Annotated in this window: 11 protein-coding genes; 7 read left to right on the forward strand and 4 right to left on the reverse strand. The window is 59.6% G+C overall.

Features of this window, described 5'->3' with window-relative positions; all coding sequences use genetic code 11:
- Positions 1 to 12: 12 nt before the first annotated feature.
- Together BSG20_RS23440 and BSG20_RS23445 are read right to left on the reverse strand one after the other, a co-directional pair.
- Positions 13 to 3,267, reverse strand: a complete 3,255-nt coding sequence (locus tag BSG20_RS23440) for a maltotransferase domain-containing protein (protein WP_072379123.1) — start codon at positions 3,265 to 3,267, stop codon at positions 13 to 15.
- Positions 3,268 to 3,535: 268 nt separating this feature from the next.
- Positions 3,536 to 4,513 (reverse strand): DUF72 domain-containing protein, encoded by a 978-nt coding sequence (locus BSG20_RS23445; RefSeq protein WP_072379125.1) that lies wholly within the window; start codon positions 4,511 to 4,513, stop codon positions 3,536 to 3,538.
- A 266-nt stretch (positions 4,514 to 4,779) separates the two neighbouring features.
- Between BSG20_RS23445 and araD the strand changes: the two genes are divergently transcribed.
- The 5 genes from araD (at position 4,780) to BSG20_RS23470 (ending at position 9,581) form a co-directional block, all read left to right on the forward strand.
- Positions 4,780 to 6,510, forward strand: coding sequence for an L-arabinonate dehydratase (gene araD / locus BSG20_RS23450; RefSeq protein WP_072379126.1), 1,731 nt, complete (start codon positions 4,780 to 4,782; stop codon positions 6,508 to 6,510).
- A gap of 29 nt (positions 6,511 to 6,539) precedes the next feature.
- The gene (locus BSG20_RS23455; RefSeq protein ID WP_072379128.1) at positions 6,540 to 7,265 is read left to right on the forward strand and encodes a ribonuclease activity regulator RraA; all 726 of its coding nucleotides are present in this window, start codon (positions 6,540 to 6,542) and stop codon (positions 7,263 to 7,265) included.
- A gap of 9 nt (positions 7,266 to 7,274) precedes the next feature.
- Positions 7,275 to 8,195, forward strand: a complete 921-nt coding sequence (locus BSG20_RS23460) for a 2-hydroxyacid dehydrogenase (RefSeq protein WP_072379130.1) — start codon at positions 7,275 to 7,277, stop codon at positions 8,193 to 8,195.
- Between the two features lie 571 nt (positions 8,196 to 8,766).
- Positions 8,767 to 9,291, forward strand: coding sequence for a hypothetical protein (locus BSG20_RS23465; protein ID WP_177309874.1), 525 nt, complete (start codon positions 8,767 to 8,769; stop codon positions 9,289 to 9,291).
- The gene (locus BSG20_RS23470) at positions 9,288 to 9,581 is read left to right on the forward strand and encodes a hypothetical protein (protein WP_072379135.1); all 294 of its coding nucleotides are present in this window, start codon (positions 9,288 to 9,290) and stop codon (positions 9,579 to 9,581) included. Before BSG20_RS23465 ends, BSG20_RS23470 begins: the two co-directional genes overlap by 4 nt.
- 190 nt (positions 9,582 to 9,771) lie before the next feature.
- On the opposite strand, the gene BSG20_RS23475 is transcribed toward BSG20_RS23470, so the two are convergent.
- Both BSG20_RS23475 and BSG20_RS23480 read right to left on the reverse strand, forming a co-directional pair.
- The gene (locus tag BSG20_RS23475; RefSeq protein WP_072379136.1) at positions 9,772 to 10,779 is read right to left on the reverse strand and encodes a sensor histidine kinase; all 1,008 of its coding nucleotides are present in this window, start codon (positions 10,777 to 10,779) and stop codon (positions 9,772 to 9,774) included.
- A 559-nt stretch (positions 10,780 to 11,338) separates the two neighbouring features.
- Positions 11,339 to 11,692, reverse strand: a complete 354-nt coding sequence (locus BSG20_RS23480) for a response regulator (RefSeq protein WP_280142206.1) — start codon at positions 11,690 to 11,692, stop codon at positions 11,339 to 11,341.
- A 418-nt stretch (positions 11,693 to 12,110) separates the two neighbouring features.
- On the opposite strand from BSG20_RS23480, the gene BSG20_RS23485 reads away from it, so the two are divergent.
- Positions 12,111 to 12,530: a CopG family transcriptional regulator gene (locus BSG20_RS23485; RefSeq protein ID WP_072379140.1), complete on the forward strand. Its 420-nt coding sequence runs from the start codon at positions 12,111 to 12,113 to the stop codon at positions 12,528 to 12,530.
- Positions 12,531 to 12,900: 370 nt separating this feature from the next.
- Positions 12,901 to 13,845, forward strand: coding sequence for an extracellular catalytic domain type 1 short-chain-length polyhydroxyalkanoate depolymerase (locus BSG20_RS23490; RefSeq protein ID WP_306372252.1), 945 nt, complete (start codon positions 12,901 to 12,903; stop codon positions 13,843 to 13,845).
- The last annotated feature ends 337 nt before the right edge of the window (positions 13,846 to 14,182 follow it).

The following is a 14,182-nucleotide window of genomic DNA, read 5'->3' on the forward strand; positions in this document are numbered from 1 at the left end:
CGTTTTCCTCCCTTATCTCACGCGCCAGATTGCGAACGGCGGGCCTGCATGCGGATCGAGCCGAATGCGCTGGATCTTGCCGGTCCATGTGAATCTCCAGCCGGTGATCAAGTCCTCGAGGTCAAGCGCGCCGTCGTCCGGCAGGTTCCATGACCAGAGTGGAATTTCCACATCCGCTTCCTGTGCCTTGTATGGATCGAGGTTGACGGCAATCAGCAGAGCGTTCTCACGGCTCGTGCTTGCCTTCTCATAGAACATGATGTTGTCGTTCCAGGCTGTGAGAAGCTGAAGGCCGAGATGCGAATGCAGAGCCGGGTTCTCCTTTCGGATCCGGTTGAGCATGGCAATCTCGGATTTGATGTTACCCGGCCGGTCGTAGTCCCAGGCGCGAATCTCGTACTTTTCCGAGTCGGCATATTCCTTGCGCTTGGCGTCGGGCCGGCCTTCGCAAAGCTCAAAACCATTATAGACGCCCCAAAGTCCCGACAGCGTCGCGGCGAGCGCAGCACGGACCAGATAAGCGGGGCGCGGCGCGTTCTGCAGGAAATCAGGGTTGATGTCGTGCGTGTTGACAAAAAAATGGGGCCGGAAGAATTCCTTCGGTTCTTGCGTGGTGATCTCGCGCATGTACTGCTCGAGCTCCCACTTGGCGTTGCGCCATGTAAAATAGGTGTATGACTGTGAAAAGCCTATCTTGGCGAGCCGATACATGACCTTCGGCTTCGTGAAGGCCTCCGATAGGAAGACGACCTCCGGATGCCGCAAGCGGATATCGGCGATTAGCCATTCCCAGAACGGAAAAGGTTTGGTGTGCGGATTGTCGACGCGGAAGAGCTTGACACCGTTGTCGACCCATTTTTGTACGATGTCGCGCAATTCGATCCATAGTGCGGGGATCGCGTCATGGGCGTAGAAATCGACGTTGACGATGTCCTCGTATTTCTTCGGCGGATTTTCCGCATAGCGAATCGTGCCATCCGGCCGCCAGTCGAACCAGCCTGGATGTTGGCTCAACCAGGGATGGTCTGGCGAGCACTGGATTGCCAGGTCGAGCGCGATTTCGAGACCGTGGTCGCCAGCCGCGTCGATCAACCGACGGAAATCGTCGAACGTGCCGAGCTCGGGATGGATCGCGTCGTGGCCGCCGGCTTCCGAGCCGATCCCATAGGGGCTGCCGGGATCTGCTGGCGCGGCCTGGAGGCTGTTGTTCTTGCCTTTGCGGTTCGTCTTGCCGATCGGATGGATGGGCGTGAAGTAGAGCACGTCAAAGCCCATCGCGCGGATGGCTGGCAGGCGTTTGATGACATCGTCAAACGTGCCGTGCCGATTCGGATCGCCGCTCTGGGAGCGTGGAAAAATCTGGTACCAGCTCGCAAACGCAGCGGCGGCGCGTTCCGCATCGAGCGGGATGGCCTGCGAGCGAACCCGATACGGACGGCGATCCGCCTTAGTCATTAGTTCGGCGGTCTCGGCGGCGAGCAGGATTTCGATCCGCTGGGGATCCTGCACCTCGGTCAGCCTGTCGAAGACTGTCCGCAGCCGGTTTTTGATCGGACCGGACGAATAGTCGAGCGCATCGAGAACGTGGTTGATGCCCTCCTGGATTTCCAGGCGCAGATCGAGCCGCGCCTCGTGCTTCTTGCTGAACTCGTAGCGGAAGATGGCGAATGGATTGCGCCAGCCTTCGACCAAAAACTCATGCCGCCCCATGCGCTTCGGCGTGAATTCCGCCCGCCAGCGATCGTTTTCGATCAACTGCATGGGGACCTCGTTCCAGTTGACCTCGTCGGCCGGTCGCCAAAGCAGGGCCGCCGACAGGGGATCATGGCCATCGCCGAAAATATCTGCCTCGACTTTCACCGTCTCTCCGACGATGCGTTTGACGACGAAACGCCCCTGATCGACCGCCGGCGTGATGTTCTCAACAGCCAGCCTTGCAGAGGCTGCGGCGTCCTCGACACGAGGTACCGGGACCGCACCAACGATCGGAACTGATGATGTTCCTTCGAAGAGACGCAGTTCACCCGGCCTCAATTTAAGCTGAGCGGTAAAGGTTTCGTCGTCCGCATCGAGAGCCTCTAGCGGCAGAAAAGCGGAGGCCGCCTCGCGGACCGCGTTAAATGGCGCATGCGCCACCCGCCGCAGGTCGCGATTGAGGACGACGACGCGTGCCTTCTGCGATGTGCGGATGTCCTCCTGCTCGGTCTGCATCAAGGCGACCGTCGGCGTCTGACTGGCGAAAACCAACCTGAGCGGCTGCCGGGCGAAGCCGGCTGCGGTCTTATTGGTTCTCGCGCTCACAGAGCGAATGTCTCCTGAGAGGTCGAAGGAGCCGACCTCACGAAGTCCGGGCAAGCCTGTTGCGTCGCCATGCATCGGATCGAGGGGCGTTGCCACACCGTATTCGAAGCCCATGGGGATCATCAGGCCACTGGCAAATGTGGAAGCCAGTTTCAGCGCTCGGACAGCCTTGCGCTGCAGAACCTCGCAACTGTCGGTGCCGTTGGCGATGCGCTTTGCGAACGGCGCTTCCGGGAAGGTAATCTGATATCCGATCTGCCGCTGGATCTGGTATTCGTCCATGATCCAGCGGTCCTCAAGGTTCCACCATGCAAGCGAGGAGAAGCTGCCGTCGAATCCGGTTCCTTCAAGTGCGTTGCGGTCTTCGAAGGCGCTCCCTGGCGTCCAGGCAAGAAAGGTCGTTTGCGGAGCCGATTTCCGGGTCGAGACGATAAGGTCGTACCATGTTTCCGGCGCCATGCGCCCGATCCCCAAGCAGCGGAAGCCTGCGATGCCGAGGCCGGCAAGCCAAATCATGCGGTTGCGCCAATCCTCGACGTGCTTGGCTTCGCTGATGAAATCGATGCGCCGGCTGCTGCTTTCATGCGGTGCCATTCGCGGATCGGCAGGAATTGACCCCGCAGCACTGTCATCGAGGGCTACCCGGTCGACGACGAGGTCGAGCATCAGCTTGATGTCTTTTTCTCGAGCCGCCTGGACCAATGCCTTGAGCCCATCCTCGACGGATTGACCCAGTCCCAGTTCAGCGTCAAGCCGGTCGAAATTCCTGATGACAAAGACACTGGCATTATGGCCGCGTTCGAAAACGGGGGCAGTGAGTACCGTGTCGAGACCAAGATCCTTGACATGCGCGAAGACCTCTCTCCAGGCATCGAACCCCTTCAGCATCAAGGGATGCACGTAATAAATCTGCGGTGGCGGCCGCAAGAGGGAGCGTCGGGAATCGAACTGGGAGCGCGTGTCCATGGGGTAATGCCTTGCCGCAATGTTTTGGGTCTAACGGAAGGTCACCGGAACTTGTTCCGATTTTTTCGAGCCTCTCCTGCTATCAGAGGTGAATTTTTGGTCGCGAAGACGTCGACGCGTTGAAGCATTTCAAGCGATAGCGCGCGTTCACTAAATTGGATTTGCGCGCATCGAGATCTTCGGGTTTCAGAGGTCTTGAAAGGATTCAGGACACCGGCACAACAGGCCCATGCTTTGTTGCCGGGCTACAGTCGGACCCGTTGCTGTGCTAATGACGGCTGCTCGTCAACGGCCAATGTCGCCGTGCCGACTCGACCACGCGCCTTTTCGTGCGAGACCGTTTCGGCAGCTCGAACTCGTCTGCTTCGACGGCGGCGCCAAGGCGCTCGGCAAGCGCATGCGCATCGACCGGTGCGCGAACCTTCACGTCATTGTCGAAATAGACATAGACGTCGCGACCGTTTTTAGATCGCGGCGGCGGCAGCGTTACGCACTCGGCATTGGCGGGCTCCTTCCCATGCGCCCATGCATCAATGCGCTTCGCCCAGATATCCAGTGCCTCGTCGTCATAACCGCTGACGTAAAGCTCCTTGGAGCCGTGCAGGCGGCAATAGACGAAGTCGGCGGTTACATCCATCAGCCGCGGCCATTCGACGGTATCCGCGCAAACGAGGGCGACACCATGCTCCCTGAGGAGCTCGATAAAGGCCTTATCGCGGAAACTGTCGTGGCGGATCTCCAGCGCGTGGCGCAAGGGCTGCTTGGCCTCGCTTTTCAGCCAGGCCCGCCCGTCGAGCCTGGTGTCGTGGTGCTTGGCGAAGTCTGCAGCTTTTTCCGTGTCTTTTGGAAGAATCGCGAGGAAGGACGCAAAAAGATCCACATCAAATTTGAGGTTCGGCGGAAACTGCCAGAGGATCGGTCCGAGCTTCGGCCCCAGTCGCAACAGACCGGAGGCGAAGAAATTGGCAAGCGGCGTTTCGCTCTGCCTCAGCCGCAGCATGTGTGTGATGTAGCGTGAGCCTTTAACCGAGAAGACGAAATCGTCAGGAACCTCCTCACGCCAGTGTGCGAAGGCCTCGGGTGTCTGCAAACCATAGAAGGTTCCGTTGATCTCTATCGAGGAGAAGTGGCGCGAGGCATAGGCCAATTCCTGCTTTTGCGGCAGTCCTGTCGGATAGAAGACGCCGCGCCAGGGCGCATAGGTCCAGCCTGATAGGCCGATGCGGGTGGTACCGGTGTTTTTCATGCCGAAGGAACCGAAGGGAGGCTGACTTTGTTCCGCACCAATCCGGGCTTGCGAGGATAACCTTGCCTACAGCGAGGTCACCCCAGGTAGAAAGAAGGCTTCTCAAGCGGTCGGGCCCGGCGTTCCGGGATTCAGCGTGAACGCAACCTGCAGGCTCCTCTGCGCGTCTCAGGCCGCGCCATAGAAACACTAATGCATTAGTGTATTGAAATCGAACCTTGCCGGTGCTAATACGGTCGCGACGAAACCCAAGTCGGAATGTGTCCATGCCCAAAAATGCAGATCAGCTCCGTAGCGCTCGATGGTTCGCACCAGATGATCTACGCTCCTCCGGCCATCGCTCCCGCCTGATGCAGATGGGGTATGACGCGAAGGATTGGGGCAGGAAACCGATCATTGCCATCCTGAATACGTGGTCGGATCTCAATCCCTGCCATGCGCACTTCAAGCACCGCGTTGAGGACGTGAAACGCGGCGTATTGCAGGCAGGCGGCTTTCCGGTGGAGCTGCCGGTGCAGTCTCTATCTGAGAGTGCGCTGAAGCCCACGACGATGCTCTATCGCAACTTTCTCGCCATGGAGACGGAAGAGCTTCTTCGCGGTCATCCCATCGATGGCGCCGTGCTGATGGGCGGCTGTGATAAGACCACGCCTGCCCTGGTCATGGGCGCGATCAGCGCCGGTTTTCCGATGATCTTCCTGCCGGCCGGGCCAATGTTGCGCGGCAATTATAAGGGCGAATATCTCGGCTCCGGCTCGGACGCATGGAAATATTGGGATGAACGCCGCGCCGGCAACATCACTGAAGATCAATGGACCGGCGTCGAGGAGGGGATTGCACGCTCCTACGGTCACTGCATGACCTTCGGCACCGCTAGCACCATGACGGCGATCGCCGAATCCCTCGGCTTGACGCTACCGGGCGCAAGCTCGATCCCCGCAGCCGATGCCAACCATATCCGCATGAGTGCGCGCGTCGGTCGGCGCATCGTCGAGATGGTCTTCGAGGATCTGACGCCGGACAAGATCATCACTGAGAAATCGGTTGAGAATGCCACGACGATCGCGATGGCGACGGGCTGTTCCACCAATGCAGTGGTGCACCTGATCGCGATGGCGCGCCGCGCCGGCGTGCCCTTGACCCTTGATGACCTGGACAAGGCCGGCCGTACGACGCCGGTCATCGCCAATATCCGACCCTCCGGCAAGCAATATCTGATGGAGGATTTCTACTATGCCGGGGGGCTGAGGGCTCTGATGGCGGAAATGAAGGAACGCCTGCATCTCGATGCAATGACGGTAAGCGGCTTTCCGCTCGGCGAAACTCTCGAGGGTGCGGTGGTCTACAACGCGGATGTCATCCGACCGCTGTCGGACCCAATCTACCACGAGGGTTCGCTTGCCGTCCTCAAGGGCAATCTCGCACCCGACGGCTGTGTGATGAAGCCATCCGCCTGCGAAGAACGGCTGCGTGTCCACGAAGGCCCTGCACTCGTCTTCGACAGTTATCCCGAGATGAAGGCGGCGATCGACGACGATGATCTCGAGGTGACCGCAAATCACGTCCTGATCCTTCGCAATGCCGGACCGAAGGGTGGTCCCGGCATGCCGGAATGGGGAATGCTGCCGATCCCGAAGAAGATCCTGAAGCAGGGCTATCGCGACATGCTGCGCATTTCCGACGCCCGCATGAGCGGCACGAGCTATGGTGCCTGCATCCTGCACGTGGCGCCCGAATCCCATATAGGCGGGCCGCTTGCGCTGGTGCGCACCGGCGATATCATCCGCGTCGACGTTCCGAACCGCTCCATCGACATGCTGGTGGACGAGGAGACGCTGGCAAAGCGGCGCGCCGAATGGATAGTGCCGGCCGACAAATATGAACGCGGCTATGGCTGGATGTTCTCAAAGCACATCAAACAGGCGAATGACGGCTGCGATTTCGATTTCCTCGAGAAGGATTTCGGTGCAGCCGCCGGCGAGCCCGATATTTTTTGACTGCCGCTATTTTCAGGATTGGAGGAACCATGACGAACTACGTTCTCTCGGACGCGACGCGCAAGAAATACGAGGGCGTGAGCTGCGCCACGCTCTGTACCGCCCTCTTCAAGCGCGGGTTACGCAACCAGTTCATCCAGGATGTCCATCCCGTCCTGCCGAAGGCGAAGAACATGGTCGGCCAGGCGTTCACACTCCGCTACATCCCGGCGCGCGAGGACCTCAACCAGCTCACTGTGTTCCAGAATCCCGCACATCCGCAGCGCGCCGCCGTCGAACAGTGCCCGCCCGGCTTTGTCATGGTCATGGACAGCCGCAAGGATCCCCGCGCCGCTTCGGCTGGTTCGATCCTCGTGTCGCGGCTGATGATACGCGGTGTTGCAGGTGTCGTTACCGATGGCGGCTTCCGCGACAGTCCCGAGATTGGTGACCTCGACATCCCGGCCTATCACAACCGTCCTTCCGCGCCGACCAACCTCACGCTGCACCAGGCGCTGGACATCAACGTGCCGATCGGCTGCGGCGATGTCGCGGTCTGGCCGGGAGACGTCGTGGTCGGCGACCGCGAGGGCGTCATCATCGTTCCTGCCCATCTCGCCGAGGACATCGCCGACGAGGCAGTCGAGATGACCGCCTTCGAGGATTTCGTCACCGAAGAAGTGCGGAAGGGTCGGTCGATCATCGGCCTCTATCCGGCGACCCACGAAGAGACGAAGGCCGATTTCGCCAGGTGGCGACAGGCCAACGGACGATAGGCGGTCTCCATGTTCAAGCACATCACCATCCTTCAGGCAGCCGAGCTGCCCGAGAAAACGGATCGCGAGTTGAAGGAAGCCTTCACCGTCATCGGCCTGCCGAAAGGCGAGGCGGAAGCCGCCGGGGTTCTGGCCGAACACGGCGCCGCCATCAGGGGCATGGCCGTCCGCCATGCGCATATCGACGCCGGCATGCTGGAGAAGCTGCCGGCACTGGAGATCATCTCCAGCTACAGCGCCGGTCTCGACGGCATCGACATTGAGGCGGCGGCGAGCCGCGGCGTTTCCATCCACAACACTTCGAAGATCCTGGCGCAAGACGTGGCGGACCTCGCCGTCGCGCTGAGCATATCGGCGACGCGCGGGCTGATGCGCGGCCACGATTTCGTGCGCGACGGACACTGGGGCCAGCACAGCTTCCCGCTCGGCCGCTCCCTGCGCTCGCTAAACACCGGCATCGTCGGCCTCGGGCATATCGGCTCGGCGATCGCGGCGAGGATGGAGGTCATGGGCGCGCCCGTTGCCTATTTCGGGCCGCGCAGGAAGCCTGTCGACCATCTCTATTTCGGCAGCATCGACGACCTTGCCGAATGGGCCGATCTCTTGATCGTCACCTGTCCAGCAAGCCCCGAAACCACCGGCCTGATCGGCCCGTCCGTGCTTGAAAAGCTTGGGCCGCACGGCTTCCTCGTCAACATCTCGCGCGGCACGATCGTCAATGAGTCGGCCCTCATCGCTGCATTAGCGACAGGCGGCATCGCTGGCGCGGCGCTCGACGTCTTCGAGAAGGAGCCGGTCGTGCCCGATGCGCTGCGGAACGATCCGCGGGTCGTGCTGTCGCCGCATATGGGTAGCGGCACCCAGGAGACGCGCCAGCAGATGGGCGACCGGCTGGTCGAGGCGTTGGTCACGCATTTCAGCGCAGGTTAGACACGGTGTCCGACGACAGAGGCCGCGTCAGCTGCGCGGCATTTTCATTCCCAGGGCGGCCGACCTTCCCTGTGCAACAGGACGAGGATGACAGCGAGGACGAGGCTGCCGATGATGACATCCACCGGCCCCCTGCAGCGCCATGAGTAGCAAGGTGATGATCGACGGTGTCGCGTCCAACGAAACAATGCCCTAGGCAAGATTAACTGGACAAACCCGTAGGTTTCCAGGCGTTTCGACGCCTGGAAATGCCTTACAGAAAAATGGTGAAACAAACGGAATAGTTGGACTCAGCTTTCCTGCTACCACCAAATTTTGCGGAAGAGATAATGATCAATGCCAGCCTGGCTCCCAATGCGCAGCCGTACCGAGTGCTTTGCGTTGATGGCGGCGGCATGCGTGGAATCTACACTGCGGCGTTCCTCGACCGTCTTCTGCATCAATACGCAGTCATCAGAGGGGTGGAAGCCCTCGACCTCGGCAAGGGGGTGATGACGAAGCCATCGTCGCCGTCAGGGATAGACAGAAGCGCGACTTCCTCGCGACGCTGTTCCTCTCACACGGCACCCCGATGCTGCTTGCCGGCGACGAATTCGGCCGCAGCCAGATGGGCAACAACAACGGCTACTGCCAGGACAGCGAGCTGAGCTGGGTGGATTGGGACGACCTTCCGGAAAGCGCGGAAGAGCTTCGCACCTTCACCAAGCGACTGATCACCCTCCGCCAGGAGCACTCGATCCTCAGGCGCGAAAACTGGCGCGATGGCATGACGATCACCTGGTATAATCCGGGCGGCGGCGAGCCGACCGAAGAGCAATGGGCCGACGCCGGCAGCACCACGATCGGCCTGCCGATTTCTCGCGACCACGACGACGAGGAAGCCTGGGACGACGTCCTCATCCTCTTCAACCCGCACAACGGAACCCGTCCCGTTCGTTCTCCCGGAAGCGGAGAAAGGCTGGACGGTCGTGTTGACCACCGCCGATCCCGGCGCTGGCTAGAAGAGGCTCGAAGCCTTAGATTACGATATGGTGAGACGCAGCCTCGTGCTGCTTCGCGCGGGCTCTCACCGATGAGCATGGAGGCGAAGGGATGATCCGGACAATAACAGCAGCAGGTGTGATGGCGGCGCTTGTCGCAAGCTGCACAGTCGTTTCGAGCTCCTATACGTCAGAGGGTTACGCACCCATTCCCGGCAGCATCACCTACGGCGGCCAGCCTCGAACGAAGCTCACGAGATCTCCGATCGGCTCTTCGTTCCCGCATACGTTCACGGATCAGACAGGACGCACGGTCGAGGAGATTTATGTCATCCAGCCAGACAGGACGTTGCGCATCGTCGAGCGACACTATCGGCCATTTTTGGCCTGGGACAGGGACCAGTAAAGCCGGCCCGGTCGGAGACATGCGATGCCCGGAACGTTCACATCCATCTTTCTGCAGGCCTTCGACCTTGAAGGCGTTCGATGCCCGCGCGGTTGCAAGCGAGGAAGAAGCCATTGATCAAGCGGTAGACCTCGCCCAGCGGCACGCCGGCGTGCAGAAACTCGGGAAAGTCGACCGCTGCGTCTTCCCATTAGACCGAAAGGCATTCATCCTTTATCCGCAGCGTCACAAGGACGCCGCTTTTTGTCCAGTCGTAGGCGATGGCACCCCCCAGATGACCGGTGACGGTCCGGTGTAGCAGCTTGCTGCCATAGCCTTCCGACACCTGAGGTGGTTGGACCTCGGGTCCACCCTGTTCCGTCCAGACGATTTCCACTTCGCCTTCTAAGGTCGTCCCGGAGACGTCCAGCGTGCCGGCCACGTCCGAGAGCGCGCCGTACTTAAGTGAGTTCGTCGCCAACTCGTGAATCACCAAAGCCAAACTTGTCGCCGACTTTTCTCCCACACCCATACGTGGAACCGCAACACGGATGCGACCAGCAAAGGCGCCGGTCGCGTCGTACGGCGCAAGCAGCACGGCGAACAGATCTCCAAGAAGGGCCGCGCTGCCCTGCCCGCCCGGAAGTGGCCGAACGAGATCATGGGCACGACCGAGCGCGGTCAGACGCTGGGTCAGTTGCTGCACCATTTCTTCCTTTGTCCCGGCAGCGCGTGCGGTTATTGCAGTCAGCCCCGAAGCAAGCGCGAGAAGGTTCTTGACGCGGTGGCTCATCTCACCAGCGAGAAGCTCATGACCTTCCTCCGCCTGCTTGCGCCCGGTTACGTCAAGGAAGATGCCCATTGTCCTTCGCGCGACCACGTCTCCGGCGCTGCCTTCGCCCCGAGCGGAGACCCATCGGACGTTGGAGGCGTCCGTCAGGATTCGGAAGTCGATCTCATAGGGCCCGTTGACGGCTCTCGTCGCCACGAATGCGGCCCTGACCCTATCCCGGTCGGCTGGATGGATTTTCGCCGACAGGTCCTCGAAGGTGAGCGCCCTGTCGCTCGACACGTTCCAAAGCTCATATGCCTTGGCATCCATGATGAAGGTGTCATCGTCAACATTCCAGGTCCAAAGCGCTACGCCTGCCGCCTTGATCGCGTTGCGTAGTTCGGCGGGAGTCCATTCGTACTGACTGGTCGGGCCCTGGCTTTTCATCGAAAGTCTTCCGCTAGAGGTGAATAGAGGGCTTTGTAGAGCTGCAGGGGATTGCGCCCTCACTAACTTCGAACGCTTCCCGAAGTTCCCAAGGCATGAGTTTATCTGAGGGGCGCTAAGCTTCCGAATACGCCGTGCAGAGGCATATTTCTGGACGCTTGCGCCCTTCAAGATGAGAATTGCGTTGTCCATGGTCGCCACTGCTTGCTGTTCGCTCCAGCCCAGCTTTCCTATAGGGCTACGCTTTGAGAATTTAACCGCACATCCCTGTGATAACTCTGGGCACATCTGCCTGGCCGATGTGTTAGGTGGGTGGCCGAAGCAGGAACCCGCGATCCGCGTCCGATCACAAGACAGGACGAAGTACGATGCCCATTCGCGAGAGGAAGACGCACGCGGCGAGGATAACATTCATGGACATTGCTCCCAGCTTCAGCGCAGAAAGTGTATGCCGCCCTGTCGCAGGTCAATATCCGTTATGGGTCATTCGCGACCGGGGTGCCAGCGCAGCTTTAACGGACCTAAAGCTCTGCGCCCGGATACTGAGCAAGCTGATACCTTAAGGTTCGCTCGGTCCGTTAGGAAAGTGGTCCCGCAATGCTTCAAGAATGGTCTCTGCGGAAAACGGTTTCTGTATGAAGGCCGCATTTCTCGGGAGCTCGCCCTCTTTTGGCGTTCTCGCTCCGGATGCGACGACCACTTCTATGTGAGGCCACCGCTCGGCGACCTTCCTGGCCAGTTCAAAGCCGTCAAGATCGCCGCCTGTCTGCACGTCCGTGAAGAGTAGCTGCAGCGAGCTGTATTTTTCGAGAAACGTAAAACCTTCGTCGGCCATGGCGGCCTCTACGACATGATATCCGGCATCGGAAATGATGTCGGCGGTATCCACCCGTATCAGTGGTTCGTCATCCACGACGAGTGCGATGGATTCCCCGATATCGTCGAGTTTCGTTTATCCATGCTCGGTAACATCGCCCGTGACGTAATTTCGAAAATAACCGAGAGAGCGGTGAGATTGTGGAAATCACGATGACGCCGAAGGTCCTCTCCTGCCGGTGAAAGGGACCGAAGAGTCGGACCGCCGCCTCAAAGGGATACGATTATCGAGACAACGGGGAGGCGCCGATCGATCAGCCCCTTGAAGAATCAGAATGACGATCGAGCCATCTCTATCCAAGCATTCCTGGTTGGTGGAGTGACGATAGCACCTGTGACGCCCTCGGAATCCCTATGCCTCTGCAAACGCCTGGTCATTTTCGAGGTTTATGTTGAGGCAGCCCTTGTAAAACATCCTATACCATCCAATTAACATCCATGTGGATGGTAAATGCATGACTGACAACGTTTACAAGCTTCGCGACAAAAACAGCGAGTCGGAAAAAATCACGATTAATCTCGGCTATGTCGATCTAGGTCGTATCGACCTTCTCGTGCAGGAAGGCTTCTATTCCAATCGCAGCGATTTCATACGAACAGCGATCAGAAATCAGCTCGCCAGCGAGGGTGAGGCGGTCAAACAGTCAGTCATCAGGCAAACGCTGGAACTCGGCCTACTCGACTACAGCAAGTCCGATCTGGAAGCCGTGAAGGCCGCAGGAGAAAAGCTCGAGATCAAGGTACTTGGACTGGCCCGCATTGCCCCGGATGTCACACCTGACCTCGCCTTGGCAACAATCGAATCTATCACCGTGCTCGGCGCGCTTCAGGCGAGTGCGGAACTGAAATCGGCATTGGCCGAACGTATTCGCTAGGCCTGTAGCCCACCAACGAGGACATTCCATGAACGATGATTTCTTCATTGCCGTGAGGCGGGCGACGTCCTTGACGCGAACCTCGAATATTACCGAGGCAACCCGCGTGATCCAGGATGCACTTGCTGGCCGTCCCGCCTCCGGCGCTCGTGCCTCAACAGAACCCGACATCGCGGACACTCCGCGGGTGCATCATTCGAAACCTTTTCAGATAGATCCCAACGCCGAAATTATCGAGCCGGACACACAGCAAGCGACCGGAGCCATGGAGCGGCATGACGGTCTTGGATCCGATCGATTCCGAAAGCCCCTCGGCGAGACACTGCGCATCTTGCGCGAAGGACGGGCGGCCTCTGGCGCATTCGCCTCAATGCCGGGCATAGACCTGCCCGGACTGGCAAAACATGGCCCCTCTCCTGCCGTGCCACCTGGAGCGCAATTTCTGACGCGATCCTATACCTGCGCGGCCGGCATCCGAAGCTACAAACTCTACGTACCGGCATCCGCGCTGGACCGGCCACGTGGACTGGTCGTCATGCTCCACGGCTGCAAACAAAACCCCGACGACTTTGCCACAGGGACTGGCATGAACGCCGTTGCTGAGGTGCATGGCCTCCTCGTTGCCTATCCCCACCAGACAGCATCGGACAACACCTCATGCTGCTGGAACTGGTTCAGGACTGCTGATCAGAAGCGCGATGCTGGGGAACCCTCAATTATCGCAGGAATTACCGCGGAGATCATGGCGGAATTCGACCTCGATCGAAACCGGGTTTTTGTTGCGGGCCTGTCGGCAGGCGGCGCGATGGCCGCGGTTATGAGAGAGACGTATCCTGATCTCTACGGCGCTGTAGGCATTCATTCCGGACTAGCCTATGCTTCGGCAAGCGACGTCATGTCGGCTTTCTCCGTCATGCGAGGCGACGCATGTCTCATATCTCAACCGAAACCCCGTTACCGCTCCAAACCCGAGGTTCGCACGATCGTGTTTCATGGAGGCGCGGACCGCACGGTCAATCCTTCTAATGCTGAGCGGATAGTCGCGGCCGCCATTCCGCCAGAGCCCAACTCCACAACTCAAACCCACACCGGCCGCTCCGCCGGTAAGCGCGCCTATACGAGGAAAATTGTTACAAACGCGCAGCGGCTGCCGGCGCTGGAATATTGGTTGGTTGAGGGCGCGGGCCATGCCTGGTCCGGCGGTGATGCCGGCGGATCGTACACAGACCAGGACGGGCCAGACGCAACAAATGAGATGGTGCGCTTTTTCCTCGAACCCAGCAACGCTTCGCAGGAAAATGTGGCCGCTAAGTAGCTCGGACTAGCGGTGCGCGAGCCTCCGGTGGTTCCGCTTGACGATGGTATGAGTTCCCCCACGGAAGACATCGGATCGACGCCATGTCAGTGCCGTTATTGCGATCAGGTGCTGAGACTATTCAACCGTAGCGTCTTGCAATGTCTGACGCAAAGGGTCTGTGGAGGCACCACTGGGGCCGCTGTATGCCATCCTCTTGCAGCACCCCCCTCAACGAGTGGCAGGTTTTCGGAACAACAATAGCATCGCTCGACGGCCGATGTGGGGCGCAAAGCGGAAATCGTAGTTGCCTAAGCGCCTGAATCTGCAAGTCTCCGTGGAGCGAGGCTCGAGACCT

Source organism: Rhizobium tibeticum (assembly GCF_900110205.1).
Taxonomy (GTDB): domain Bacteria; phylum Pseudomonadota; class Alphaproteobacteria; order Rhizobiales; family Rhizobiaceae; genus Rhizobium; species Rhizobium tibeticum.

Coding starts and splice junctions, on each gene's coding strand:
- BSG20_RS23470 (WP_072379135.1), top strand. CDS start 9,288: ATGATCCGGACAATAACAGCAGCAGGTGTGATGGCGGCGCTTGTCGCA.
- BSG20_RS23485 (WP_072379140.1), top strand. CDS start 12,111: ATGACTGACAACGTTTACAAGCTTCGCGACAAAAACAGCGAGTCGGAA.
- BSG20_RS23445 (WP_072379125.1), bottom strand. CDS start 4,513: ATGAAAAACACCGGTACCACCCGCATCGGCCTATCAGGCTGGACCTAT.
- BSG20_RS23460 (WP_072379130.1), top strand. CDS start 7,275: ATGTTCAAGCACATCACCATCCTTCAGGCAGCCGAGCTGCCCGAGAAA.
- araD (WP_072379126.1), top strand. CDS start 4,780: ATGCCCAAAAATGCAGATCAGCTCCGTAGCGCTCGATGGTTCGCACCA.
- BSG20_RS23475 (WP_072379136.1), bottom strand. CDS start 10,779: ATGAAAAGCCAGGGCCCGACCAGTCAGTACGAATGGACTCCCGCCGAA.
- BSG20_RS23465 (WP_177309874.1), top strand. CDS start 8,767: ATGCTGCTTGCCGGCGACGAATTCGGCCGCAGCCAGATGGGCAACAAC.
- BSG20_RS23455 (WP_072379128.1), top strand. CDS start 6,540: ATGACGAACTACGTTCTCTCGGACGCGACGCGCAAGAAATACGAGGGC.
- BSG20_RS23490 (WP_306372252.1), top strand. CDS start 12,901: ATGCCGGGCATAGACCTGCCCGGACTGGCAAAACATGGCCCCTCTCCT.
- BSG20_RS23440 (WP_072379123.1), bottom strand. CDS start 3,267: ATGGACACGCGCTCCCAGTTCGATTCCCGACGCTCCCTCTTGCGGCCG.